The sequence below is a fragment of the Ruegeria meonggei genome, assembly GCF_042768335.1.
GTDB classification, from domain to species: Bacteria; Pseudomonadota; Alphaproteobacteria; order Rhodobacterales; family Rhodobacteraceae; genus Ruegeria; species Ruegeria meonggei.
In genome coordinates this window covers 3,154,897-3,178,573 of the sequence record NZ_JAXHBT010000001.1, presented here as the reverse complement: position 1 = coordinate 3,178,573, position 23,677 = coordinate 3,154,897, and the positions used below count along the sequence as shown (strand labels likewise).

Sequence of the window (23,677 nt, the reverse complement as noted above, 5' to 3'; positions counted from 1 at the left end):
GAAAAAGAACAAAACGTGAATATAATAGAGAATCGCCATGTATGCCGAATTGTCGATCACCTCGAACTTCACCTTCCTCACCGGGGCCTCCCACCCCGAGGAGTATATGGAGCGTGCCGTCACCCTGGGCCTGCCCGCGATTGCCATTGCTGATGACAACTCGGTGGCCGGCATCGTCCGTGCCCATACCCAAGCGCGCGAGATCGCCCGCAAGGTGCGCGAAAGGCTGGAGTGGGAGGCGCAGAACACCTCGATCGGCCCGCCCTGCCCCGATCACATCCCCAAACCGCCCTCCTACCCCGTCCATGCGGTGCCGCGCCTGATCCCGGCGGCGCGGCTGATCTTTACCGATGCGCCCACCGTCACCGCCCTGCCCCTGAACCGGCAGGGCTGGGCCAACCTGTGCCGCATCCTGTCCAGGGGCCGCCTGCGCGCCGAGAAAGGCGATTGCATCCTGCACCTGTCCGACCTGATGGAATTCTCCGACGGTCTCCACCTGCTGCTCTGGCCACAGGCGACCCCGTCGCAGGGCGCCGCGGAGTCTGAGCCGTCTCGGAGAAGCGCCAGTGGCGCTTCTCAGGCGAAAGACGGGCGGAGCCCTTGGCGGACACAGGCGCAGCAGCTGACGCGCCGCTTTGCCGGGCGGATGCATCTGTTGATGCACCCCCGCTATGATGGCGCAGACAATGCGTTTTTCTCTGTATTAGAGACTGAAGCAAAGCAACTCGACCTGCCCACACTCGCCAGTGCCACGCCCCTGATGCACCACGGGGCCCGCCGCAAACTGGCGGATGTGGTGACCGCCATCCGCCTGCGCCGCAAGGTGGATGATCTGGGTCGCAAGGCGCTAGCCAATGGAGAGCAGCGTCTGCGCTCGGAACCCGAAATGCTGCGCATCTTCAAGGGCCATGAGGGCGCCGTGACCCGTGCCTATGACCTCAGCGAACAGCTCACATTCTCGCTGGATGAGCTGCGCTATGAATACCCCAGCGAGGGCAGCGAACAGGAAACCCCGACCCAGCGCCTGCACCGTCTGGCACATGAGGGGCTGCACTGGCGTTATCCGGCGGGGGCTTCGGACAAGGCCAAAAAGATGTTGGCCCATGAACTCGCGCTGATCGGCAAGCTAAAATACGAGCCTTATTTTTTGACCGTCCGCGACATTGTCCATTTCGCCCGATCACGGGACATCCTGTGCCAGGGGCGCGGATCAGCGGCCAATTCGGTGGTCTGTTTCTGCCTCGGCATCACCGAGGTCAGCCCCGAGATGGGCACCATGGTGTTTGAACGCTTTGTGTCAGAGGCACGCGATGAACCGCCCGATATCGACGTGGATTTCGAACATGAACGCCGCGAAGAGGTGATCCAGCACATCTATGACCGCTATGGTCGCCACCGCGCCGGCCTCTGCGCCACGGTGGTGCATTACCGCGGCAAACGCGCCATCCGCGAGGTCGGGCGGGCGATGGGCCTGACCGAAGACACCATCTCGTCACTCTCCTCGCAGCTTTGGGGCTTTTTCTCAGCCGCCGGGCTTGAGGCCGAGCGGATGCGCGAGATCGGCCTCGACCCCGAAGATCGCCGCCTGAAACAGACCCTAATGCTGGTCTATGAGATCAACGGCTTCCCCCGTCACCTGTCGCAACATGTCGGCGGCTTCATCATCACCGAAGGGCGGCTGGACGAGCTGGTCCCCATTGAAAACGCCGCCATGGAGGATCGCACGGTTATCTGCTGGGACAAGGACGATATCGACACGCTTGGCATCCTTAAGGTCGATGTCCTCAGCCTTGGCATGCTGACCTGCATCCGCAAGGCGTTCGATCTGATCACCCAGCACCACCAGACCGGCTATACCCTGGCCACCCTGCCGCCCGAGGACCCGGTGGTCTATGACATGCTGTGCAAGGCCGACAGTATCGGCGTGTTTCAGGTGGAATCACGTGCACAAATGAACTTTCTACCCCGGATGCGCCCGCGCAATTTCTATGATCTGGTGATCGAGGTCGCCATCATCCGCCCCGGCCCCATTCAGGGTGACATGGTTCACCCCTATATCCGGCGGCGTAACGGAGAGGAGGAGGTCAGCTTCCCCTCGGACGAGCTGGGTGAGGTGCTGGGCAAGACCCTCGGCGTGCCGCTGTTTCAGGAACAGGCGATGCAGATCGCCATTGTCGGCGCGGGCTTTACCCCGGAACAGGCGGACCGGCTGCGCCGGTCACTGGCGACCTTCAAGAAACATGGCAATGTCAGCGAGTTTCGCGCGCTGTTCCTGCGCGGGATGAACCGCAACGGCTATGACGACGATTTTGCCGAGCGCTGTTTTTCCCAGATCGAGGGCTTCGGTTCCTATGGCTTCCCCGAAAGCCACGCGGCCAGCTTTGCACTGTTGGTCTATGCCTCGGCCTGGATCAAATGCCACCACCCGGGCATCTTCGCCTGCGCCCTGCTGAATTCGCAGCCAATGGGGTTCTATGCCCCCGCCCAGATCGTCCGCGATGCGCGCGAGCATGGGGTTCAAGTGCGCCCGGTCTGCATCAATGCCAGCTTCTGGGACAATGTGATGGAGCCTGGCGGCCATGGCGGGCTGGCCCTGCGGCTGGGGTTCCGCCAGATCAAGGGTCTCAGCGAGGAAGACGCCAGTTGGCTGACCGCCGCGCGCGGCAATGGCTATACCCAGGTCGATGACGTCTGGCGCCGCGCGGGCCTTGGGCCGTCTGTGATCGAGCGGCTGGCCGAGGCCGATGCCTTTGCCGCCTGCGACCTGACCCGGCGCGAGGCGCTGTGGCAGGCCAAAGCGATTGCCACTGCCAAACCGCTGCCGCTGTTTTCGCAGGATCTGGAGGGCGAAGCTCTGGATGAGCCCGCAGCCCATCTGCCGCAGATGACCCTGGGCGAACAGGTGGTCGAGGATTACGTCGCCACCCGTCTCAGCCTGAAGGCGCATCCGGTCGCCCTGCTGCGGCACCTGCTGACGCCGGAGGGGCGCGACAAAACCACCTCTGTTCCGTGACGCCGGAACGACCTATCTGCCCAAAACAGAGACGTAGATCAGGCCACCATGACCAGACCCACCCTGCCCCCGCGCTTTCCCGCGACACCGGATCAGATCAACGCGCAGGTGCGCGCCTTTTACGCCCGTGTCCGACAGGATGCGGTGCTGGGCCCGGTCTTTGGCAAACATGTCACCAACTGGCCCGCACATGAGGACAAGATCGCCGCCTTTTGGCGCAACGCCATCCTGTATGAGCGCAGCTATGACGGCAATCCGCAGCGGGTCCATATCGAACGGCCCGATGTGCGCCCTGAGATGTTCGCCCATTGGCTGGACCTGTTCGAAGAGGTCGCCACCCAAACCCTGCCACCGGAAACCGCCACGCCTTGGGTGGCGCTGGCGCGTCGCATCGGGGTGGGGATGCGGGCCGGCGTGCAATCTGCGCGCCAACCCAAGGACGCGCCGCCGCTCCTGCGATGATCCCTGATCATGACGGTTATGCCATGTTAGCGGTAAAATAGGGGCTATGCGCCTCGGCAAATTGGGTTTAAGCACCGGTTAGACACAGCCGCCGCGCCATCCAAACCGATGCGCGGCCCATTGATCCGGTCTACGAGACAGTCTGATGAACACGCAAAACACCACAGTCCGCGGCCTGGGTTATGCCTTTCTGGGCTTTGCCGTCTTTGCCAGCCACGACGCGCTGATCAAGGTGCTGGGCGGCACGTATTCGGTGCTGCAGATCATATTCTTCGCCACGCTGTTTTCTTTTGTGCCGATGGCGGTCACGATCCTGACTGATCGGTCAACGGGTAACTTTCTGCCGCACCACCCGTGGCTGGTCCTATTGCGATCCGCGCTGATGGTCACCGGCATGTCCTGCGCGTTTTACGCTTTCTCCGTGCTCCCGCTGGCCGAGGTCTATTCGCTGCTGTTCTCCTTCCCGCTGATCGTCACCGTCCTGTCGATCCCCATTCTGGGCGAAGTGGTCCGGGCCCAGCGTTGGGCCGCCGTAGGTGTGGGCCTGATCGGCGTTCTGATCGTCCTGCGCCCCGGCACCACGGACATCACGTTGGGCCATCTGGCGGCGCTGACGGCGGCTTTCTGCAGCGCCTTTGCATCCGTTCTGGTGCGTAAGATCGGGAATGAGGAGCGCTCGGCTGTGCTGATCCTCTATCCGATGCTGCTGGCCATCGTGGTGATGAGCCTTGCCCAGCCCGCCGTCTATCTGCCGCCCTCGCTGCTGCATCTGGCGATGATGGCCTTGGTGGGGGTGTTTTCCGTCATCGCGCAGCACCTGATCATCATGGCCTACCGCGCGGCTCCAGCTGGCGTCATTGCGCCCAGCCAATACAGCCAGATCATCTGGGCCACGATCTTTGGCATGGCGTTCTTTGGCGAAAAACCTGACGGCTGGGTCGCCGTCGGTGCCAGCATCATCATCGCATCCGGCGTCTTTGTGGTCTGGCGCGAAAGCCGGTCCAACGCATCCGCCAACACTCCGGTTCTGCGGGTCCGGTCACCCAGATCGGATACCGGGGCGACACGTCCGGGGGAATAAACCCACGCCGTCAAGGCTCCGTGCTTCTGATCTTGAGGTCGCCGTTTGTGCCGCTTTTTTCAAACCGGTCCAAGGCGCGCACCAGATCACTCAGCCTTTTGTAGCCGTAGGTGCGGGCGTCAAAATCCGGATATATTTTACCCAGTTGGTGCCCAACGAACCCAAGTGTGGCCCAGCCATCGGGTTCGTTCGTGTTCTTTGCAACATTACGGATCAATTGGAAGGCATGGTTCAGGTCATGCTTCGATTTCGGGCTCTCGCCCTTTTGGGATTTTGCCGCGCCAGCTTCGGGCTTTTCAATGTTTTCAATGTAAATGAACCGATTGCACGCCGCCACGAAGGCCTTGGGCGCCTTACGTTCTCCGATACCAAACACGTCCAGCCCTTGTTCGCGAATGCGGCTGGCAAGACGTGTGAAATCGCTGTCTGAGGATACCAAAACAAACCCGCTGAACCGTCCCGAATGCAAGATGTCCATGGCATCAATGACCAGTGCGATATCGCTTGAGTTTTTCCCGGTGGTATTGGCGAATTGCTGATGGGGAACAATGGCGTATTCGGCCAGTGATTTAGCTTCCCACCCCTGCGGCGACCCATTGGAAAAATCGCCGTATATCCGCCGTAGGCCAGCCTCTCCCAACGTGGCTATTTCTTCAAAAATCTCTGCTGCATGTTTTGCGGAGACATTGTCCGCGTCAATCAGAACCGCAAGGCGGTCTGTTCGTCCTGTCGTCACCTGAAATCCTCAACCTTAAATTTAATTCATGGTGAGGAATGTAAGAATCAAAATGGGCGAGCAAAAGCCCGCCCTTGGAAATTTTTTTGGTTTTCTCAGTACACCACCACCGACCGAATGCTTTCGCCCTTATGCATCAGGTCGAACCCGTGGTTGATGTCGTCCAGACCCATGGTGTGGGTGATCATAGGGTCGATCTCGATCTTGCCGTCCATGTACCAGTCGACGATCTGTGGCACATCTGTCCGACCCCGCGCTCCGCCGAATGCTGTACCGCGCCACGAACGCCCGGTCACCAGCTGGAACGGTCGGGTCGAGATTTCGGCCCCCGCGGGCGCCACGCCGATGATGATCGATTCTCCCCAGCCCTTATGCGCAGATTCCAGTGCCGTGCGCATAACGCCCACGTTGCCGGTGGCGTCAAAGGTGTAATCCGCACCGCCCTTGGTCAGATCGACCAGATAGGGGACCAGATCGCCTTCAACCTCGGACGGGTTGACGAAATCGGTCATGCCAAAACGGGTGGCCATTTCTACCTTGGAGGGGTTCAGGTCGACGCCGACAATCTGATCCGCTCCGGCCAGACGCAGGCCCTGGATCACGTTCAGACCAATGCCGCCCAAGCCGAACACGATGGCGCGGCTGCCGATCTCCACCTTGGCAGTGTTGATCACCGCGCCGATGCCGGTGGTCACACCACAACCGATATAGCAGATCTTGTCGAACGGCGCGTCCGGGCGCACTTTGGCCAGCGCGATCTCGGGCAGCACCGTGTGGTTCGAAAAGGTCGAGCAGCCCATGTAGTGCAGGATCGGATCCCCATCCAACGTCGAAAAGCGCGAGGTGCCATCGGGCATCAAGCCTTGCCCCTGCGTAGAACGGATCGCCTGACACAGGTTCGTCTTGGGGTGCAGGCAGTATTCGCACTCGCGACATTCCGGCGTGTAGAGCGGGATCACATGATCACCCGGTTTCAGGCTGGTGACACCGGGGCCCACATCAACCACCACGCCTGCGCCTTCGTGGCCCAGAATGGCCGGAAACAAACCTTCGGGGTCGGCACCCGACAGGGTGAATTCGTCGGTGTGGCAAATGCCGGTGGCCTTGATCTCAACCAGAACCTCACCGGCTTTGGGGCCTTCGAGGTTCACATCCATCACTTCCAAAGGTTTGCCCGCCTGAACGGCGACGGCAGCACGGGTACGCATGGCTTTCATCTCCCTGTCGATTTTGACCCGACCCTGCGTTAATTGCAGGGTGTTTTCAACTGCACTTTGATGGCAGGATGGCTAAACATTTGATATTGCAGAAACGACATAGTCAGAATGAGGAACGCCAATGCACCGATTTTTACCCGCACTGGCCCTGCTGGCGGCCTGTGCACAGACGCCTCCGCCCCCAGATGACAGCCCCCTGCCGCCCGAGGCCGCGCCGGTCGATCTGGCCTTTTGTGAAGGCGATGCGTTTGCAGGTTCTGTTGGTCAGCCGGTCTCGGGCATTCAGGCGCAACTGCCGGAACGGGCGCGGGTTCTGGGTCCTGATGGCATCGCCACGCAGGATTACCGCATCGACCGGCTGAATGTTTATGTGGATTCAGAAGGTGTCATTCAACGCCTGACCTGCGGGTAGGCGTGGACTCGGGGTGTGATTCTCATTTAGGAACAAAGTGAGAACATTTTGATGTCTGCCCGATGCCCAAACGCCGAATACTCTCTTTGTGGTTTCCCTGTCTTGGGGCCGAACGGCTGGTTCGCGCCGCGCGCGGCCTGCAGGATGGGCCTTTGGCCGTGGTGGCCGAGCAGTCGAACATGCAGGTTATCACCTCGCTGAATGCGGATGCGCAGGCCGCCGGTTTACGGGTCGGCCAGCCGGTACGCGACGCCCATGCCATGTGCGCATCGCTTGTTACCCGCCCCCGCAACGCCCCGGCCGAGGCCGTGTTCCTGACCGCGCTGCGCCGCTGGGCGGGCAAGTTCAGCCCCTGGGTGGCTGAAGAGGTCCCCGACGGGCTGATCGTCGACCTGTCGGGCTGTGCCCATCTGTTCGGCGGCGAAGAGGCGCTGCTGCGCGTTTTGGAAATCGACTGCGCCGATATGGGTCTGAGTGTTCAGATGGGCATTGCCGACACGCTGGGCGCAGCCTGGGCGTTGGCGCGCTATGCCGGGCAAGAGGCCACGTCCGACCGCAATGGCGACGCCATCAGCCAAGAGGCCCGCGCCACCCGTGCCCGCGCCACCAAACGGCGGCACTGGACCAGAGGTGGCGCCGCACCGCAGGTGATGGCCCTGGGGGGTGGCGCGCGGGTCGCCGCGCCGGGGCAGGCGTATGGCGCGCTCAGCCCCCTGCCCATCGCGGCGCTGCGGCTGGAGGATCAAGTGGTGGCACAGCTGAACCGTCTGGGCCTGCGCCGGATCGGCGATCTGCTGGGCCAGCCGCGTGCGTCCCTTGCGCGACGGTTTGGACGGGGGCTGGTGCTGCGGCTGGATCAGGCGATGGGCAGCGCGCCCGAACCGGTCTCACCCGCGCGCGCGCCACATCACTTTGCGGTGCGGATGACTCTGCCCAATCCGATCGGGTTGGTCGAGGACGTGATGGCCGCGATCGACCGGATGCTGCCCACGCTTTGCACCAAGCTGGAAGAAAAAGCCCGCGGGGTGCGCACCCTGCGGCTTGAGGCACATCGCGCCGACCAGGCGGCTGAAGTTATCGAGGTCGGTCTGGCCCGCCCGGCTTATGACAAACATCGTATTCGCCCCTTGTTAGAGATGAAAATCGACAAGATCGACGCGGGCTATGGTATCGACATGCTGCGGCTTGTGGCGGTCCAGACCGAGCCGATCCACGCCCGTACGATGGCTGGCCACGCCGAGGCCCGCCGCGCCGTCAGTGACCGGTTGGAGGGCAATACGGCAGTGGATGATCTGATTGGAAAACTGGGCGCGCGGGTCGGGCTTGAGGTGATCACAAGACGGCATCCTGCGGCCTCACATATCCCTGAGAAAACCGCCCAGACGCTGGCAGCAGCATGGTCAGAGCCCGCGTGCGACTGGCCTGCCCCATCGCGCCCACGGCCCCTGCAGATGTGGCAGCCCGAGCCGGTGATGGCCCCGGAAACCCCGGATGTACCAATTGCGTTCCGCTGGCGCGGGCGCGACTGGCAGCTGTCCCAGGCCACCGGCCCGGAACGGATCGCGCCGGAATGGTGGCTGGATGACCCCAACTGGCGCAGTGGGGTGCGCGATTACTGGGTGGTGGTGACGCAACAGGGTGAACGGTTATGGCTGTTTTACGGCCATGGCGGCACCATGTCGGCGGGTTGGTTTTGCCAGGGACAATTTGGTTAGGGTCTATTTTCCGCGATAGACCAAAAAATCCGGCAGATAATCAATCAACCGGACCAGCCAGGAAAACGGAGCAGGGAAATCGGTGCGGAATCGGCGACGACCCATCGCCCTGATCACCCGATCCGCCGCATCCTCGGGCGTCATCAGCATCGGCATCTTGAACGCGTTCTTTTCGGTCAACCGGGTCTTGATAAAGCCGGGATTAACGATCCGAACCGTCACACCCGTGCCCGCCAGATCATGGCGCATCGTCTCGGCCAGCGAAATCAGCGCCGCCTTGCTGGCCCCATAACCAATCGCAGCCGGCAAGCCGTGATACCCCGCGAGCGAGCCTATAAGTGTGATCTCTCCGCGCTTCGCCTGCACAAAGCCGGGCACGGTTTCACCCAGAACACGCAACGCCCCCAGATAGTTCACATCCGTCATCGCCAATGCCGCCTCGGTATCCCAATCACCGCTGCGCATGGGATCATAGGCGCCTGCGTTATACACCAGCCCATCGACCTCTCCGGCCTCGGCCATCGCGTGGCGCACAGAATCCGGATCGGTCACATCCATTGGAATCGCCCGCGCTTTGGGCAGGGAGGCGCAGATCGCCTGCAAGCGCTCGGCATTGCGCGCTGACAGGACCAGATGTGCACCCTGACGGCCAAGAGCCTCGGCCAAGGCCCGGCCCAGACCTTCGCTGGCACCAATGATCCAATAGGTTTTTCCGTTAAAGCTGCTCATGCGAGGGCCGTTCTATTCGTGTTCCCTATGAATACGGCGTCACCCCTGCGATGGATCACACGCAATAGCTGACCCCAAAAGATGTCACCAGACGCCACAACATAGTGCATCACCAAAAAACTTCTAACCTTATTGATCCACCCCCGACCATTCTGCGTATCTTATTGTAAAGGGTCGCACAAAGGGGATGGCATGTTCGACGAAGCCCGGGGCGTACGCAAGAAAATCGCAGTAGTTGGTGCAGGCATTTCAGGTCTTTCAGCCGCTTACTATCTTTCAGAAGACCACGATGTCACCGTGTACGAGGCCGAACCCCGGCTGGGCGGTCACGCGCGCACAGTCATGGCCGGCAAGAACGGGGACCAACCAGTAGATACCGGCTTCATCGTCTTCAACTATGCCACCTACCCCTATTTAACCGCTCTGTTCGACGAGCTGAACGTGCCTGTCGACAAAAGCGAGATGAGCTTTGGCGCAACCATCGACAATGGCCGCATCGAATACGGGCTGAACAATCTGCGCACCCTGACGGCACAGAAACGCAACCTCGCGCGGCCAGCCTATTACAAGATGATCGCCGACATCCTGCGGTTCGGCAGAGAGGCCCCCACAGCCGCCCAGGATGACGACACCACAATCGGAGAGCTGGTCGACCAACTGCGTCTTGGTCAATGGTTCCGCGACAATTACCTGATGCCGATGTGCGGTGCGATCTGGTCTACGCCGGTTGAGTTTGTCGACCAGTTTCCGGCCCGTTCGCTGGTGCAGTTCTTCCGCAATCACGCGCTGTTGGCCAGCGGCCGCGCCAAGCAGCATCAGTGGTACACGGTCAAAGGCGGCAGCATCGAGTATGTCCGCCGCATCGACGCCGCCTTGCGCGCGCGTGGTTCAGAAATCCGACTGGCCAGCCCGGTCGAACACATTCACCGGGACGATACCGGCGTGACCATCCACAGCCACGGGCAGTCCGATCTGTATGACGAGGTCATTCTGGCCACCCATTCCGATCAATCCCTCGCCCTTCTGGGTCAGGCCGCCACCCCATTCGAACAGGCTGCCTTGGGTGCGATCCGATATCAGCCGAACAGGGCCGTTCTGCATTGTGATCCCGGCCAAATGCCCCAACGCCGGGCCTGCTGGTCCAGCTGGACCTATCGCTCGCAGGGGGGGAATGTCAGCGTCACTTACTGGATGAACCGGCTGCAGAACATCCCAGACAGCGACCCGCTGTTTGTGTCGCTGAACGCGGCGTCCGAAATTCCTGCGGAGAAAATCTATGATCAGGTCGAATTTGCCCATCCCGTGTTCGACAATGCCGCTCTGAAAGCACAGGGACAAATCCGCGAGATGCAGGGACAGAATCGAACCTGGTTTGCCGGTGCGTATAACCGGCACGGCTTTCACGAAGACGGCATTGCCAGCGCGATGCATGTTGTCGGGCTTATCAACGGCACCCCGCAAACCATCGGAGCTGACAATGGCATTCTTGCAAAAGATCCGGCCGTCCCTGCCTCGGCGGATTTCTGACACCTGCGCAGCGGCTCTGGTCAGCTTTGTGATGCTGACCCCGAGCGGGTCAGCAGCCTCACCCATTACGCAAATGGTGACGGATGCGCAGCTCAGGGGAAGCGCGACCTTTCGCTTTCTGGGCGTGCCGATCTATGACGCCAAGCTGTTCACGCCCAAAGGGGCAGCACTTAGATGGGATGAGGATTTTGGTCTGCAACTGACCTATCGCAAAACCCTGAAACAAAAGGCCCTTGTTAACTCGACGCTGCAAGAGATAGCCCGGCAGGGCAACCCGGCGCCAACGCAAAGCCAGCTAAAGCAGTGTTTTCAGGCCGTCGCCAAAGGAGACAGTTATATTGCGATCTCTGAAGGACCAAACAAGGTTGGATTCTGGCGCAACGGTCAAAGGACCTGCACCTTAACTTACCCCGATGCAAAACGCGCCTTCATGTCCATTTTTCTGGGAAGTGACACAAGATCCGCCAGCTTCACGCAGCAGCTGAAGGGTCAGTGATGTTGTATCCGCGGGTCAGCCTTTATGCGTTGATGTTGGCTGCGGCGGGTATCCCGCTCTACATCCATCTGCCGCGGTTTGCAGCCGTAAATCTGGGTATCGGACTGGGTGTGATCGGCACCGTCCTGCTGATGATCCGGCTGGTGGATTTGGTGCAGGATCCGCTGATCGGTTGGGCCATCGACCACTGGCCGGGTGCGCAAACCCTGTTTGCCGCTGCCGCCGCGATCGGGCTGGCGATTGGATTCCCATTGCTATTTGGTCTGCCACAAGGGGCGAATATAGCTGCATTAGTATCTATTCTTGTGCTTCTGTTTTCGGCCTACAGTCTTGGCACCATCCTACTGTATGGCCGCAGCGCAACGCTGGCCAATTGCCCTGATCCGAAAGAGTTGATGACGCTGGCCGCATATCGTGAAGGTGGGCAATTGACCGGCGTGGTGTTAGCGGCCAGCGCACCGGCCCTGTTTGTGGCGTTTGGTGCCAGTGCCCAGGGATATCCGGCTTTTGGGCTGTTTCTGGGCGTAATCGCCCTTATCACGCTGGCCGTAACCCTGCCGATCTGGCGACGCGCCCCAATAACAGGAGAGCCGCTGTCTTTTGCCAGTCTGGGTCAGGCTGGTGCACTTCGCCTGTTGGCGCTGGCGCTGGTCAACAGCTTGCCCGTGGCGATCACCTCGACCTTGTTTTTGTTCTTTGTCGAAGATCGGCTGCAATTGCCCGGCAAAGCCGGGCCACTGCTGATCCTGTTCTTCCTAAGCGCAGGGGCCAGCGTGCCGTTATGGGCCAGGCTCAGCAACCGAATTGGTCCTAAACAGACCCTGATAATCGCCATGCCCCTGTCCATCGCGGGCTTTGTCGGGGCTGCCATGTTGTCAGCTGGGAACCTGACCGGGTTCGCCCTGATTTGCCTGGCATCTGGGGCGGCACTGGGCGCGGATATGGTGGTGCTCCCTGCTATGTTCTCGGTCGTGCTGACGCGCGCCGGGCTGAACGCGTCCGCTGCGTTTGGCATCTGGTCATTTGCTGGAAAGCTGGGCCTTGCTCTTGCTGCTTTTATCACTTTGCCCCTGCTGGAGCGCAGCGGGTTCAACCCGGGACAAGCAAACTCGACCGAGGCGTTGAATACGCTCAACCTCGCCTATGCCGTGCTGCCCTGCATCCTGAAACTCGGCGCGTTTGGAATGGTTCTGGCGCTGCCCACTGAGGTCTCAGCCAAATGAAACTCATCGTAGTATTGCTATTCGCTATCCTCGCCCTGCTTGCCGCCAAGGGCAGGTTTTTAAGCTTTCGGTCGCAATCGCCCGCGGATTACACCGGAACCGGGCCGACCTTTCAGATGAAGGAAAACCTGAACGGAGAGATCCTGTCCGAGGGTCTGATTTATGGTCCCGACGGCAAGATGTCGAACAGCTTTGTCGCCCGCATGGTGGGAAAATGGGACGGCAATACCGGCACCCTTTCCGAATTTTTCACTTATTCCAACGGCAAGACAATGACCCGAAAATGGTATCTGAAGCTGGGCACGGGGAACACGTTCATCGCCACGGCGGACGACATCGTGGGGGAAGGGCATGGCACGATATCGGGATCGACTGTCAAACTGACCTACCGGATCATCCTGCCCGAAGATGCTGGCGGGCACACGCTGGACGTCACTGACTGGATGTATCTGACGGAAAACGGCGTGATCATGAACCGATCCGAGATGCGTAAGTTCGGCATCAAGGTCGCTGAGCTGATCGCCACCATGCGCCCCGCCCCAAAAACCAAGGCGGCGCATCTGAATGGGACGAACGGCTATGACACCGCGGCAGAGACACGGACGCTACAATGATCACCCGCCGTTTTCTGATCCCGGCCCTTGCCATTGTTGGGCTTGCTGCCCTGACCGCCTGTTCGGCCAAACCCCGCGTGCCCAAGACCTTTCTGTCCGACCGGCAACTGAATCTGGAAGAGTTCTTTGCGGGCAAAACCGTAGCCTACGGTCAGTTTCAGGACGTGCTGGGCAACGTGCCGCGTCGCTTTACGGTTGATATCGACGGCACATGGGACGGCAAGATCCTGACCCTGGTCGAGGATTTCGTCTATGACGACGGTGCCACCGAACAGCGCATCTGGACCCTGAAAAAAACCGGCGAAGACACCTGGACCGGAACTGCACCCGGTGTACTGGGGACGGCCAGCGGGATCGAGCGTGGTGATACGTTCAACTGGACCTACAAGATTGATCTGCCGGTCAAGGATGGCACGATGCGGGTCGATTTCGATGACTGGATGTGGCTGCTCAGCGAGGATCGCCTGCTGAACCGTGCCTATGTCTCGCGCTATGGGGTGCGGTTGGGCGAGGTGATCCTGTTCTTCGAAAAGAACTAGGCAAACAAAAAAAGGGCGGTTCCAAAGAACCGCCCTTATATTTCGATGGTTCAGATCAGCTTAGAAGTTGAACTGGGCACCAAAGTCGGCGCGGATTTTACCGTCATCGTCGCCATCTTTGATTTCACCGACAGCACCGCGCAGGGTTGCACCGCCGCCCAGGTCATAGATAGCGCCAACACCGATGTTGCGGGTGTCGTTGTCTGCAGAACCGTCACCGTAAACCAGCTGCAGCGTGGTCGCGGCACCCAGATCGTAAGCGACCGAGAATCCATAAGCAGTGCCATCTTCGTTGCTGTTTGCAACGTCATCGTCGGCGACCAGAACTGTACCATAGAAATCGCCCAGCTCGGCGCCGATGGTCAGAACCGTCAGGCTTTCCTTGTCGACACCGGCGCCTTCGTCGGTCTCACCATAGGCCAGCGACACGTTGATGTTGTTGAACGCGTAGGTTGCGCTTACGTCCCAACGGTCACGATCATCTGTCAGGCCGCCGCCCAGGAAACGTGTGTCCTGATCATAGGACGCCGAAAACGCAAAATCACCAACGGTGTAACGGAAGAACACGGCGTTCGCACCCGAACCGGTCGAGCTGTATTCCAGGAACGAATAGTTGATACCCGAGTACTGGCCCAGGAATTCTTCCAGGCCCGGTTCCGTACCGAAGTAGTCATCCAGGTTGTCGAACGAACCTGAAACGTTGCCCGCGTCAACACGCAGACCACCGTAAATGACCGAGAAACGCGCGCCGTTCAAACCGGCTTCGTTCTGCTCACCGGTGTCCGAATCTTCGTCAGCCTGCAGGCGAACACGGCCCTGAAACTCGACGCCACCGTCGGTTTCGACATTGGCATCGATGTTCAGGCGGAAGCGTGAAACCAGGATGGTGTTGTCGGAGTCAGCAGAGAACTGGTTTGTTGCGCCACTTGCAGTTGTCGTGGTCTGCGTCACGTTGGTCCGGTCTTCCTGATACCCGATACCAAAACGGCCGTAACCGCTGAACTTAACTTCCGCGGCTGCAACGCTTGCGGTTGCGATCAACGCGGTCGATGCGAAAAGAAGCTTCTTCATGGTGAATCCATAGGTTTTTTGAGAGGAGTGTGGCTACAAGAATAGCTGGGCGTCTACTCGGACAAATCCCCGGGAGACACAACGGAGTCGCAGGATTTTGGGATTTTCTGCCATAACGCCCGTTGCATCTTTGCAAAGGTACCTAACGACAGTGTGAAAAATCCTTTGATTTACACTTATTTTGAGACCTCAGAGCCTTTGTTACAATAAATTGAACAGAAAAAATTTGCGCCACCTCTTTAATTTTGAAACGTTTTACCTTGGCTCCCCGAGTGCTGAATTATTAGGCAAAACGGCATCCAATCAGCCGTATCAAATGTTACCGAATCCACAGCATCCCAGGCCCTTGAAACTGGCTGTGACCGATCATTTGCTTGAATAGACAAAGGACAGCGACCGACTGACACCTCCTGGTGGCTTCGGGAAAGGAGAGGCCGCTTGAACCTGCGCCTTAGCCGCCCGCTCAAGATCCGGTGAGCCGTTGGTGTCCACGACTTCTACATAGTTCAGGGTTCCGTCCGGGTTGATCACGAAAAACACCCGCGCAAAGCCCCGTGCCGCTGAATAGACCACTGGCGATCGGTTCAGGTGCACCAGAACGCGCCCGGCATAGTTGGTTCGGTCCGAGTTTCCGGGACCGCGCCCGCCACTGCGGTTGCCGCTGTCACCGCTTGTAAAGACATCAACGCCGCGACGCCTGTATGTGGTCAAGGGCGACTCAATCTGGCGCGAGGGAAAGCTGAGCGCGCTGAAATCCCGCGATCCGCTCAACACGCCTTGCGGTGCTGGGGTTGGGCGACGGTCGGGCAATTGCGGGCGGATCGACGAGGTCACCGCCAGCTCTGAGGTCTCGTTGGCCTCTTCCGCGTCCGGCACCTGTTCGGACGGGGTCACTGGGATGTCGGCCTCAACTGTCTCACTCTCAACCGGATCAAGCACCTCGACCGATGGCACGGGGGCTTCGGACAGCGCTGGTGCTTCGGCTTGCTGTTCCTCCGGGGTAACGGTCTCGGCCTCGGTCGGGGTCTCAGCAACTGTTTCCGCAGCCTCAGGGTCGCCCTCTGGCGTTTCTGCGGTTTCTGAGGGTTCAACCGGCGGGGTTTCATCAATCTCGTCGCTGGCCTCGGCCTCGCCCTCCGTGGTGTCCGGCGTTTCAACAGGTTCCGGCTCAACCGGTTCGGGCGCGACAGGCTGCACAACTTCGGCCTCGCCTGTGTCAGGCGCAAAGGTGCGCTTTGGATCGTCCGAGGCGACATGCACCTCGCTGGTGGGGATTTCCGCAGGCTCGGGTGCCGGTTCAGGCTCTTCTTCGACTGCGGGATCGGGGGGATCGGGGGGTTCAGCAGGTTCAGGCGTGACCGGTTCTGTTACGGTTTCCACCAAGTCTTCAAAGCTGGTACCCAACTCCACCGTATCCACTGGGCCGCCTTCGTCTGGCTGTTCCGCCAGTCTGGGCGCGGTAATGCTGATACCCATCACGTGCAGCAGCAGCGACAGCGCAACGGCAATGGCCGCGATGACGACCGAGCCCCGGATCATTCCAGCGCCTTCTCGGTCACAACAAACACCGAAACGGCGCCCAGACGGCGCAATGCTCCAGTGACCTCAATCAACCGTGCCCCCGGTGCATCACGATCCGGTACGATACGCACCGGGCCAGGATCGCGCCCAGCCATATAAGTTTCGGGATCAGTTGGCGTGCCGCGAAAGCTGAGCGCACCGTCCTGATGCAGCACCAGCGCGTCGGGTGGCTCACGCCCTTCCAGTTCGGACGTGTCCACAAGGTTCAAATCGGGATCCAGCGGCGTCGCCACCGTGCCCGCGATCAGAAAGAAGATCAGCATCAGAAAGACGACGTTGATCAACGCAATGGTCGAGTCGCGTTTGCGGCGGGGGCGGATCGAGCGGATCATTCCAGCACCAAAACGCTTAGGTTTTCGCGGCCGCGCAGTTCAACCAGCAGGTCCACCACATGCTGGGCCGTTGTGTCCGGATCAAGGCTGACCAGCACCTGCCCGGTTGTTACTTGCGCCGTCAACTCGGCCAGGGTGACAGAGGTGCCGTTCAGCACCAACCGCGTGGCTCCCAGCTGAACAAACGCGCGATCCTGCGGGCTGTCATTGGTCGCGCCTCCGCTTGTGGCATTGCTGAGCTCGATCTCGCCGAATTTCGAAAAGGTCGAGGTCAGCATGAAGAACAGCAGCAACAGAAAGATCACGTCGATGAGCGGTGTCATCGCCATGGGTCGTCGGACAAAGGGGGCCGCGTTACGCATGCCCGGGCGCAACCGCCGCGGTTGGGATGTCATCTGCCAGTGGGAGGGCCTGCCCCGGCACCAGAACCGTGCGCAACGCCTTGTCCGCAAACACCCGTTCTCGCGCGGTTCTGCTTTCGAACCATGACAGCACCATCGAGGTCGGCATCGCAACCGCCAACCCCACTGCCGTGGTCACAAGCGCCACCCAGATGCCACCAGCCAGCAGCGACGGATCCACCGACGACCCCGCACCTTGCAGGCTTTGAAACGCTTCAATCATGCCCAGCACAGTGCCGAACAACCCCAACAACGGCGCGATCTGCGCCACGGTGTCCAGGAACCGGAACCCTCGCTCCAGCCCCGCCAACGCCAGCCCGGCCTCGGCATCCAGCCGTTGATCCAGGCCAGGCGCGTCCGGTGCATCCATCGCCACGCCCACAAGCGGCGCCAGGTAGCTGCGGCTTTTGGCAAGGCGGGCGCGGGCCTTGTGCTCATCGCCAGCATCCCAGGCCGCCAGCGCTTCGGACAGAACCCGGTGCCGACCCACCCCAGAAGCAGTAAACTGCCAGATCTTGTAGAGTGTGACCGCAAGGGTCACCACCGACATGGTGATCAGGATCGCAACCACAGGCCCACCCAGGGCCAGAATTTCACGCAAGGCATCGAAAAAACTCATCCCAAAAGCTCCACATCTGTCCGGCTGCTCAGGTTCAAGGCCTTCAGGCAAACCTCGCTTTCGGAATCGCCGATTACGCAACTGCTCAGACCATTTATCAGGACGCGGCTGATGTTACCGCAGGCCTCGCCTTTGACATCGAATTGACGCACGCGCGGCAGGTCGAGGGGCAGTTCCCGGAAGTTATACAAGGTAAAGGTTATCACTCGGCCCGACGCATCAAACACCACTGTCTGAAAGCTGGCCGTATCAATCGCTGAATCCGTGCGGTTTTCGGCGACAAATGTCAGTCTGCATGCGCCTTCCACATCCTGAATGGTGTTGAGCTCTATCTGCAGGCCCGTGGGCGCATCTTCCGTGGAATGCGCCAGTGCCACGCCCGGCGCTGTTGCAAGAATTGCGGCCAGAGCCGAACGGCGAAACATCATTGATGCGCTCCTGATTGATCACGCAGGAATTTCAGGGGCCGCCGAGTTTAAGCAGACCCTGTATCCGTCATATCCAAGACAGCTGAGGGGGGAAAGGGTCGCCGACACCTTTGTGATGGATGAGCAGCCGCGCGCGCAGTCTGGTTGCTGCGAAAGCGCGGCAGACGTAAAATCACCCGTCCTTTCGAAATCTGACTCAGATTGGCCAACACCTTGTTACAGGTACGAAAATCGGCATCGTCTGCATGGTAACAGTTAACGATCAGGTACTTTCAGCACAGCTGCGGGGGCTGGACCAAAGATCTGCATTGCTTGGCAGCAAATCGGGTCAATCCCATCAAATGGAACACAGAAAGCGCGACGGTCACGTGTTTAGACGAGAGTGCGGCAACCTAATTTGTGGGTTCTGAACCCAAATGGCCCGTGTCCTCTTTGCCCCCAGTCGCTTAGACTATAGAGATAGCCAACGCCAAGAATGAAAGTCAGCCTTTCACAAACGTCATGTAACCCAGATCAGCACGATCAACGATTCAATTTGAGGTAGAATTTTTTGATTATCGACAAACTTGCACAAGTGGACGCTCATCAGAGAACTTTCGCGCTTGGTTCTGAGAATGCAGAGGAGAACTACTTAGATCTTCTCAAGCACCAAGGCTGGTCTGAAGTAAGTGTATCTGCGGCCCCAACCCTGGTGGTTATTCAGCTGGAACCGGGAAATAACCTGAGTGACAAAGTTTTTGCCTTAGGACACCTGCCGGAATTTTTGACTGGAATCGGCGAAGGAAGAATTATTAGCCGTTGGTGTACCCGCGCGATTACCGAAGCAGCGGCACATAGTTATGAATGCACTCAACTTGATCCGCGACACTTGTTTTTTGAGTTGTGGCCAGGCGAAAAGGACGAGTTATCACGTTCAACAACAGACAGCTTTATGCATGGTTTAGATGCTTTGGTTTGGCGTAAGCCTGCGCTCGAGCAAGCTTGCAGCAATCGCGCCAGATGCGAAGCCTGAGGAAACTTGCGGCCATCGTTCGGAAAAAATCAGTATCTGTGGGCGTTCAAAATTCCGCTGATCTAAGCAAGAACAGTTCTGGGCTTTCTGTCCAACAAGTTGACATTGAAAACCTTTGGTCGGAAGGACCTGGTTCGCTGCCGGACTGCGATATTCTATTGTTGAGCAGTAAAGAGTTTGTCGTAAGACCCGAATTGGTGAATGAAATCAGAGCAAGTAGTGAAGACGATTCAGACAAACGCATTACGTGTGCCTACCTGCGCGATAACCACCACATGTACCAACGAAACTTAGGAATTGCTTCGGCGGTTGATTTTGTAGCGGTTGGTCACGCATATAAAGATCATTACTTGAGGGCAGAGAATTTCAATATCTTTTTCCCCGGTGCAATGGGTGTGAATAAATTCGACCAAAACCTTATTTCAGAGATATGGGAGCAAGACAAAATGCTTCCAAGAAACGACCGTCTATATGGAAGCTATAATCTCCATACAAATTTCAAAGACAGGACAGATTTTATTGAACTGTGCAGTTCGCTGGACAACAGCGATGTAATCCAATGGTGGCCGGGCACAGAAAAAGCAAACTACAATGATTTAAGTGAAGTGGAGAGATTCAAGCAGTGGATGTCATACAAGGTGTCTCTGGTCGTTAACACCGACTTTTGCGTACCCATTCGGGTCTATGTCGCGCTGCTTGCTGGTCAGATTCCAATTGTGCCGACTTCTTTGGTCGGGATGTCGGAAATTTTCACCCACGAAATGCTCCGGGAACTGCCAATTCTTACCTATGGGGAAAACAAGGCGAGCGCGGTGCAGCAAGCTTGGGCGGATGGCATAAAGAGATTTGATCAAGGGGGCGCAAAAGCCGCTGAGATGCGTCACAGATATGCGTTCGAAAACCTGTTTTACGAACATACTTGGGAAAGAATTTTTGACTGTCTACTTGAATTCGAAGGCGCGGAGGGCAAAGTGACACCGCAAAAGGGGTCGTCATAGGGTCTTTTGAGCACATAAGCTTCAATCTGGAAAGTCGGCTCTGCCAGGCAATTTATCGACACTTTCTGTTTCTCCGATTGCGCAATCACTTCGTACCGTTGCCGCCCTCTGCCAGAACGCTGCCTGCCGCGTTTTTGGCGATAGTCAGTCGCGGTTAACACTAGGGTGTCGAACAGTCACGATGAACCTAGCCCCTTGGTATGACCACCTGCGCTTGCAGGCGAAAGCGTATGCCTTCGGCACCGTTATCCGGTGCCTCGGCCCAATCCCCTTGGGCAGATTAGCTCCATATTTTCAACTTCGAATGTCCGCAACGAGCCCAGAGCTGCCAAGACAACTACCTTTTGTACGCCTGTCATTTGCATCCACGTTTGCTAGTGTAACCACAAGATACATTTCTAAATCGAAGGTGACTCAATATGCTTGGGAACTTTGACATTGAGGTCCAAACAGCACGACACATCGCAGGCAATCGTTCAGACCGGCGTCAGAGGTTTGCTATCTATTGTATGCTCGCTTGCGCGCTAAGCACCCTGTTTCTGTACATGTTTACTCCATTGGACCTGCCAAGAGCAGCACTATTGGGGATTTGCTTGGTGGCAATAGCTGCTATTCCATTGAGGATATTGAGCATTCGCAGGCAAGCTGCTGAAGCCGCGAAGCTCGACCAAATGCGAGCAGAACAATTGAAAGAGCATCGAGTCAGACAGGCTGGCAAAAGCTGAATCAGTCTTGTGCCGTTATAGGCAGCTTTGTCCGCAGAGCAGCTGTCCACGGCTCCAAAACACTGCGTCTTTGATCTAAAGTCCGCTTCCTGTGCATTGCCGCTGTCGCCGAGGTCCAGTGCTGCAAATGCAGCGAACGGCGGCTTGCTGGTCTTCTAACCGCGCCGCCATCTAAACCAGCATGCGACTTCGTCTAACTAGGCGCACTGCAGTACGGCTAACCGCACATAACCAAGCGAAATAGCAAACTGTGGTAGCTCGGTGGTAGCTATGCGATGCGGAGCAAAGAGAAGAAACTCTCTAACCCTTTGAAAAAAGTGGTGAGCCGTGCAGGATTCGAACCTGCGACCCACTGATTAAAAGTCAGTTGCTCTACCAACTGAGCTAACGGCCCACTCTTTTCAGGATCTTTCCGATCCATGGCGCTCTCTAAGGTATTTTCCCGACCGGGTTCAAGACCTTATTTTGCACCTCGTTTCACCGACACTTAGCGTGTTTCCGGCGTCCCGATAGGCGGCTTAACTAGGCAGGTGGCGCGGAGGGGTCAACCCCTTTTTTAAGGAATCTTCGCTGCAGGGTGGATTCCTTTCCGGCACGACGTTATATGCCCGCCATGCAACAGGAACTGACCACCGGTTTGCCCTTCATGAAGATGCACGGGCTGGGCAATGACTTTGTCATTGTGGATGCGCGTGCGCAATCTGTCGCGATTTCGCCCGCTATGGCAAAAGGAATTGGGCATCGGCAGTTCGGCGTTGGATTCGATCAGTTGGCCGTGATCGAAAACGGTGAGGCGGATGCGCATCTGGTGTTCTACAACGCCGACGGATCGACCTCTGCCGCTTGCGGGAACGCAACGCGTTGCATAGCCCGGTTCCTGATGGAGGAAACCGGAAAGCCCGCGCTGACCTTGACCACAGAGCGCGGCACTTTGATCGCGCGCGATGCCGGGAACGGCCTGACCTCGGTCAATATGGGGCAGCCGCAGTTGAACTGGCACGAGATTCCCCTGGCCGAAGAGGTCGACACCCTGGAACTGCCAATCGAGGGCGCGCCGACCGCCACCGGCATGGGCAACCCTCATTGCACCTTTTTCGTAGACGACGCCGAGGCTATCCCGCTGACCGAATTTGGTGCGCGGTACGAGTATCACCCGCTTTATCCGGAACGGACCAATGTTCAGGTGGCCCAGATCATTGGCCCTGACCATATCCGCATGCGGGTGTGGGAGCGCGGTGTCGGAATCACCTTGGCCTCGGGATCGTCGTCCTGCGCAACAGCCGTTTCAGCCGCCCGCCATGGATTAACCGGGCGCAAAGTGCAGATCGAATTGGACGGCGGCACGATCTGGATCGACTGGCGCGACGACGGCGTCTGGATGACCGGACCAACCTGCCACGTCTTCTCGGGCACGCTGACACCGGAATTCCTGGAATCACTGGAATGAGCGCGCCGAAGTTCACCACCCTGGGTTGCCGCCTGAACGCCTATGAGACCGAGGCGATGAAAGAACTGTCGGCGCAGGCTGGGCTCACCGACGCGGTGATCGTGAACACCTGTGCTGTCACAGCCGAAGCGGTGCGCAAAGCCCGGCAAGAAATTCGCAAGCTACGGCGGGAAAACCCTGACGCGCGGCTGATCGTGACAGGCTGCGCGGCCCAGACCGAGCCTGACACATTTGCCCGAATGGATGAGGTTGACGCGGTCATTGGCAATACCGAAAAAATGCAGCCCGATACCTGGAAAGACATGGCGGCGGACTTTATCGGCCAGACCGAGACGGTACAGGTCGACGACATCATGTCCGTGACCGAAACCGCGGGCCACCTGATCGACGGTTTTGGCACGCGCTCGCGCGCCTATGTTCAGGTCCAAAACGGCTGTGATCACCGCTGCACCTTCTGCATCATCCCCTACGGCCGCGGCAACTCGCGCAGCGTCCCTGCGGGCGTGGTGGTGGATCAGATCAAGCGGTTGGTAAACAAAGGTTACAACGAAGTTGTGCTGACAGGCGTCGACCTGACCTCATGGGGGGCCGACCTGCCCGCGCAGCCCAAGCTGGGTGATCTGGTCATGCGCATACTTAAACTGGTGCCTGATCTGCCGCGCCTGCGGATCAGCTCGATCGACTCGATCGAGGTGGATGAGAACCTGATGCAGGCCATCGCCACGGAACCGCGCCTGATGCCGCACCTGCATCTGTCACTGCAACATGGCGACGACCTGATCCTCAAGCGGATGAAACGCCGCCACCTGCGCGACGACGCCATCCGCTTTACCGAAGAGGCGCGCAAACTGCGCCCTGAAATGACCTTTGGCGCCGATATCATCGCCGGGTTTCCGACCGAAACCGATGCCCATTTCGAGAACTCTCTGAAACTGGTCACCGATTGTAACCTGACCTGGCTGCACGTCTTCCCCTATTCCAAGCGCGAAGGCACTCCGGCAGCTCGTATTCCACAGCAGGTGAACGGTAGCATCATCAAAACCCGCGCCGCCCGCTTGCGCGCTGCTGGCCATACCCAGGTCGCCCAACACCTGTCCGCACAGATCGGGAAATCACATCACATCCTGATGGAGAACCCGCATATGGGCCGGACCGAGCAATTCACCGAAGTAACCTTCGCTACTCCTCAACCCGAAGGGCAGATCGTGACCGCTACAATCAACGGCACAACAGATACCCAACTGACGGTCTGATCCGCGCTTCATCTGGCCAAAAGTATCCCGGGGATGAATTGGCCAC

23 protein-coding genes and 1 tRNA gene are annotated in these 23,677 nt (G+C 58.7%); 14 read left to right on the top strand and 10 right to left on the bottom strand.

The window, feature by feature from the left end:
* The first annotated feature begins 37 nt into the window (after positions 1-37).
* The 3 genes from SJY13_RS15675 to SJY13_RS15665 all read left to right on the top strand — a co-directional run bounded on the left by SJY13_RS15675 (position 38) and on the right by SJY13_RS15665 (position 4,556).
* The gene (locus SJY13_RS15675) at positions 38-3,013 is read left to right on the top strand and encodes an error-prone DNA polymerase (RefSeq protein ID WP_377192119.1); all 2,976 of its coding nucleotides are present in this window, start codon (positions 38-40) and stop codon (positions 3,011-3,013) included.
* Positions 3,014-3,061: 48 nt separating this feature from the next.
* A complete protein-coding gene (locus tag SJY13_RS15670) occupies positions 3,062-3,475 on the top strand; it encodes a group III truncated hemoglobin (RefSeq protein WP_377192117.1) in 414 nt (137 codons plus the stop codon).
* 145 nt (positions 3,476-3,620) lie between these two features.
* Positions 3,621-4,556 carry a DMT family transporter gene (locus tag SJY13_RS15665; RefSeq protein ID WP_377192115.1) on the top strand — a complete coding sequence of 312 codons (936 nt, stop codon included), beginning with the start codon at positions 3,621-3,623 and terminating at the stop codon, positions 4,554-4,556.
* A 10-nt stretch (positions 4,557-4,566) separates the two neighbouring features.
* On the opposite strand, the gene SJY13_RS15660 is transcribed toward SJY13_RS15665, so the two are convergent.
* Together SJY13_RS15660 and SJY13_RS15655 are read right to left on the bottom strand one after the other, a co-directional pair.
* Positions 4,567-5,292: an NYN domain-containing protein gene (locus tag SJY13_RS15660; RefSeq protein ID WP_377192113.1), complete on the bottom strand. Its 726-nt coding sequence runs from the start codon at positions 5,290-5,292 to the stop codon at positions 4,567-4,569.
* 95 nt (positions 5,293-5,387) lie between these two features.
* Positions 5,388-6,500 carry an S-(hydroxymethyl)glutathione dehydrogenase/class III alcohol dehydrogenase gene (locus SJY13_RS15655; protein WP_085822777.1) on the bottom strand — a complete coding sequence of 371 codons (1,113 nt, stop codon included), beginning with the start codon at positions 6,498-6,500 and terminating at the stop codon, positions 5,388-5,390.
* Positions 6,501-6,630: 130 nt separating this feature from the next.
* Here SJY13_RS15655 and SJY13_RS15650 point away from each other — a divergent pair, with 130 nt between their 5' ends.
* Positions 6,631-6,921 (top strand): I78 family peptidase inhibitor, encoded by a 291-nt coding sequence (locus tag SJY13_RS15650; RefSeq protein WP_377192111.1) that lies wholly within the window; start codon positions 6,631-6,633, stop codon positions 6,919-6,921.
* Between the two features lie 62 nt (positions 6,922-6,983).
* The gene (locus SJY13_RS15645) at positions 6,984-8,636 is read left to right on the top strand and encodes a Y-family DNA polymerase (protein ID WP_377192109.1); all 1,653 of its coding nucleotides are present in this window, start codon (positions 6,984-6,986) and stop codon (positions 8,634-8,636) included.
* Between the two features lie 3 nt (positions 8,637-8,639).
* On the opposite strand, the gene SJY13_RS15640 is transcribed toward SJY13_RS15645, so the two are convergent.
* Positions 8,640-9,365: an SDR family NAD(P)-dependent oxidoreductase gene (locus SJY13_RS15640; RefSeq protein WP_377192107.1), complete on the bottom strand. Its 726-nt coding sequence runs from the start codon at positions 9,363-9,365 to the stop codon at positions 8,640-8,642.
* A 192-nt stretch (positions 9,366-9,557) separates the two neighbouring features.
* Between SJY13_RS15640 and SJY13_RS15635 the strand changes: the two genes are divergently transcribed.
* From SJY13_RS15635 to SJY13_RS15615, 5 genes are read left to right on the top strand one after another with little or no spacing between them, the layout of a single operon-like run.
* Positions 9,558-10,892 carry an NAD(P)/FAD-dependent oxidoreductase gene (locus tag SJY13_RS15635; RefSeq protein WP_377192105.1) on the top strand — a complete coding sequence of 445 codons (1,335 nt, stop codon included), beginning with the start codon at positions 9,558-9,560 and terminating at the stop codon, positions 10,890-10,892.
* A complete protein-coding gene (locus SJY13_RS15630; protein ID WP_377192103.1) occupies positions 10,843-11,388 on the top strand; it encodes a hypothetical protein in 546 nt (181 codons plus the stop codon). The genes SJY13_RS15635 and SJY13_RS15630 overlap by 50 nt, the downstream gene beginning before the upstream one ends.
* Positions 11,388-12,611 carry an MFS transporter gene (locus SJY13_RS15625; protein ID WP_377193684.1) on the top strand — a complete coding sequence of 408 codons (1,224 nt, stop codon included), beginning with the start codon at positions 11,388-11,390 and terminating at the stop codon, positions 12,609-12,611. The genes SJY13_RS15630 and SJY13_RS15625 overlap by 1 nt, the downstream gene beginning before the upstream one ends.
* A complete protein-coding gene (locus SJY13_RS15620; protein ID WP_377192101.1) occupies positions 12,608-13,225 on the top strand; it encodes a DUF3833 domain-containing protein in 618 nt (205 codons plus the stop codon). Before SJY13_RS15625 ends, SJY13_RS15620 begins: the two co-directional genes overlap by 4 nt.
* On the top strand, positions 13,222-13,764 hold the full coding sequence (locus SJY13_RS15615) for a DUF3833 domain-containing protein (protein WP_377192099.1): 543 nt from the start codon (positions 13,222-13,224) through the stop codon (positions 13,762-13,764). The genes SJY13_RS15620 and SJY13_RS15615 overlap by 4 nt, the downstream gene beginning before the upstream one ends.
* Positions 13,765-13,824: 60 nt before the next feature.
* Here the strand turns inward: SJY13_RS15615 and SJY13_RS15610 are convergent, their stop codons facing one another.
* The 6 genes from SJY13_RS15610 to SJY13_RS15585 form a co-directional block, all read right to left on the bottom strand.
* Entirely contained in the window at positions 13,825-14,835 is a 1,011-nt protein-coding gene (locus SJY13_RS15610; RefSeq protein WP_377192097.1) for a porin, read from the bottom strand.
* Between the two features lie 366 nt (positions 14,836-15,201).
* Positions 15,202-16,374, bottom strand: coding sequence for an energy transducer TonB family protein (locus SJY13_RS15605; RefSeq protein ID WP_377192095.1), 1,173 nt, complete (start codon positions 16,372-16,374; stop codon positions 15,202-15,204).
* The gene (locus SJY13_RS15600; RefSeq protein ID WP_377192093.1) at positions 16,371-16,748 is read right to left on the bottom strand and encodes an ExbD/TolR family protein; all 378 of its coding nucleotides are present in this window, start codon (positions 16,746-16,748) and stop codon (positions 16,371-16,373) included. The genes SJY13_RS15605 and SJY13_RS15600 overlap by 4 nt, the downstream gene beginning before the upstream one ends.
* Complete coding sequence (locus SJY13_RS15595) at positions 16,745-17,110, bottom strand: ExbD/TolR family protein (RefSeq protein ID WP_234995191.1); 366 nt, start codon at positions 17,108-17,110, stop codon at positions 16,745-16,747. The genes SJY13_RS15600 and SJY13_RS15595 overlap by 4 nt, the downstream gene beginning before the upstream one ends.
* Positions 17,103-17,768, bottom strand: a complete 666-nt coding sequence (locus tag SJY13_RS15590; protein WP_377192091.1) for a MotA/TolQ/ExbB proton channel family protein — start codon at positions 17,766-17,768, stop codon at positions 17,103-17,105. Before SJY13_RS15590 ends, SJY13_RS15595 begins: the two co-directional genes overlap by 8 nt.
* Positions 17,765-18,196: a hypothetical protein gene (locus tag SJY13_RS15585; protein WP_377192089.1), complete on the bottom strand. Its 432-nt coding sequence runs from the start codon at positions 18,194-18,196 to the stop codon at positions 17,765-17,767. Before SJY13_RS15585 ends, SJY13_RS15590 begins: the two co-directional genes overlap by 4 nt.
* A 550-nt stretch (positions 18,197-18,746) precedes the next feature.
* Here SJY13_RS15585 and SJY13_RS15580 point away from each other — a divergent pair.
* Both SJY13_RS15580 and SJY13_RS15575 read left to right on the top strand, forming a co-directional pair.
* Positions 18,747-19,208, top strand: coding sequence for a hypothetical protein (locus SJY13_RS15580; protein WP_377192087.1), 462 nt, complete (start codon positions 18,747-18,749; stop codon positions 19,206-19,208).
* Entirely contained in the window at positions 19,196-20,206 is a 1,011-nt protein-coding gene (locus SJY13_RS15575) for a hypothetical protein (RefSeq protein ID WP_377192085.1), read from the top strand. Before SJY13_RS15580 ends, SJY13_RS15575 begins: the two co-directional genes overlap by 13 nt.
* Positions 20,207-21,249: 1,043 nt before the next feature.
* Here SJY13_RS15575 and SJY13_RS15570 read toward each other — a convergent pair.
* Positions 21,250-21,325 (bottom strand) — tRNA-Lys (locus SJY13_RS15570).
* 210 nt (positions 21,326-21,535) lie between these two features.
* On the opposite strand from SJY13_RS15570, the gene dapF reads away from it, so the two are divergent.
* Together dapF and mtaB are read left to right on the top strand one after the other, a co-directional pair.
* On the top strand, positions 21,536-22,378 hold the full coding sequence (gene dapF / locus SJY13_RS15565; RefSeq protein ID WP_377192083.1) for a diaminopimelate epimerase: 843 nt from the start codon (positions 21,536-21,538) through the stop codon (positions 22,376-22,378).
* On the top strand, positions 22,375-23,631 hold the full coding sequence (mtaB, locus tag SJY13_RS15560; RefSeq protein WP_377192081.1) for a tRNA (N(6)-L-threonylcarbamoyladenosine(37)-C(2))-methylthiotransferase MtaB: 1,257 nt from the start codon (positions 22,375-22,377) through the stop codon (positions 23,629-23,631). The genes dapF and mtaB overlap by 4 nt, the downstream gene beginning before the upstream one ends.
* Positions 23,632-23,677: the final 46 nt, after the last annotated feature.

Excerpts from the sequence above, each read along its gene's own strand:
- SJY13_RS15675 (WP_377192119.1), top strand. The coding sequence starts at position 38 with ATGTATGCCGAATTGTCGATCACCTCGAACTTCACCTTCCTCACCGGG.
- SJY13_RS15670 (WP_377192117.1), top strand. The coding sequence starts at position 3,062 with ATGACCAGACCCACCCTGCCCCCGCGCTTTCCCGCGACACCGGATCAG.
- SJY13_RS15665 (WP_377192115.1), top strand. The coding sequence starts at position 3,621 with ATGAACACGCAAAACACCACAGTCCGCGGCCTGGGTTATGCCTTTCTG.
- SJY13_RS15655 (WP_085822777.1), bottom strand. The coding sequence starts at position 6,500 with ATGCGTACCCGTGCTGCCGTCGCCGTTCAGGCGGGCAAACCTTTGGAA.
- SJY13_RS15650 (WP_377192111.1), top strand. The coding sequence starts at position 6,631 with ATGCACCGATTTTTACCCGCACTGGCCCTGCTGGCGGCCTGTGCACAG.
- SJY13_RS15645 (WP_377192109.1), top strand. The coding sequence starts at position 6,984 with ATGCCCAAACGCCGAATACTCTCTTTGTGGTTTCCCTGTCTTGGGGCC.
- SJY13_RS15640 (WP_377192107.1), bottom strand. The coding sequence starts at position 9,365 with ATGAGCAGCTTTAACGGAAAAACCTATTGGATCATTGGTGCCAGCGAA.
- SJY13_RS15635 (WP_377192105.1), top strand. The coding sequence starts at position 9,558 with ATGTTCGACGAAGCCCGGGGCGTACGCAAGAAAATCGCAGTAGTTGGT.
- SJY13_RS15630 (WP_377192103.1), top strand. The coding sequence starts at position 10,843 with ATGGCATTCTTGCAAAAGATCCGGCCGTCCCTGCCTCGGCGGATTTCT.
- SJY13_RS15625 (WP_377193684.1), top strand. The coding sequence starts at position 11,388 with ATGTTGTATCCGCGGGTCAGCCTTTATGCGTTGATGTTGGCTGCGGCG.
- SJY13_RS15620 (WP_377192101.1), top strand. The coding sequence starts at position 12,608 with ATGAAACTCATCGTAGTATTGCTATTCGCTATCCTCGCCCTGCTTGCC.
- SJY13_RS15615 (WP_377192099.1), top strand. The coding sequence starts at position 13,222 with ATGATCACCCGCCGTTTTCTGATCCCGGCCCTTGCCATTGTTGGGCTT.
- SJY13_RS15610 (WP_377192097.1), bottom strand. The coding sequence starts at position 14,835 with ATGAAGAAGCTTCTTTTCGCATCGACCGCGTTGATCGCAACCGCAAGC.
- SJY13_RS15605 (WP_377192095.1), bottom strand. The coding sequence starts at position 16,374 with ATGATCCGGGGCTCGGTCGTCATCGCGGCCATTGCCGTTGCGCTGTCG.
- SJY13_RS15600 (WP_377192093.1), bottom strand. The coding sequence starts at position 16,748 with ATGATCCGCTCGATCCGCCCCCGCCGCAAACGCGACTCGACCATTGCG.
- SJY13_RS15595 (WP_234995191.1), bottom strand. The coding sequence starts at position 17,110 with ATGCGTAACGCGGCCCCCTTTGTCCGACGACCCATGGCGATGACACCG.
- SJY13_RS15590 (WP_377192091.1), bottom strand. The coding sequence starts at position 17,768 with ATGAGTTTTTTCGATGCCTTGCGTGAAATTCTGGCCCTGGGTGGGCCT.
- SJY13_RS15585 (WP_377192089.1), bottom strand. The coding sequence starts at position 18,196 with ATGATGTTTCGCCGTTCGGCTCTGGCCGCAATTCTTGCAACAGCGCCG.
- SJY13_RS15575 (WP_377192085.1), top strand. The coding sequence starts at position 19,196 with ATGCGAAGCCTGAGGAAACTTGCGGCCATCGTTCGGAAAAAATCAGTA.
- dapF (WP_377192083.1), top strand. The coding sequence starts at position 21,536 with ATGCCCGCCATGCAACAGGAACTGACCACCGGTTTGCCCTTCATGAAG.
- mtaB (WP_377192081.1), top strand. The coding sequence starts at position 22,375 with ATGAGCGCGCCGAAGTTCACCACCCTGGGTTGCCGCCTGAACGCCTAT.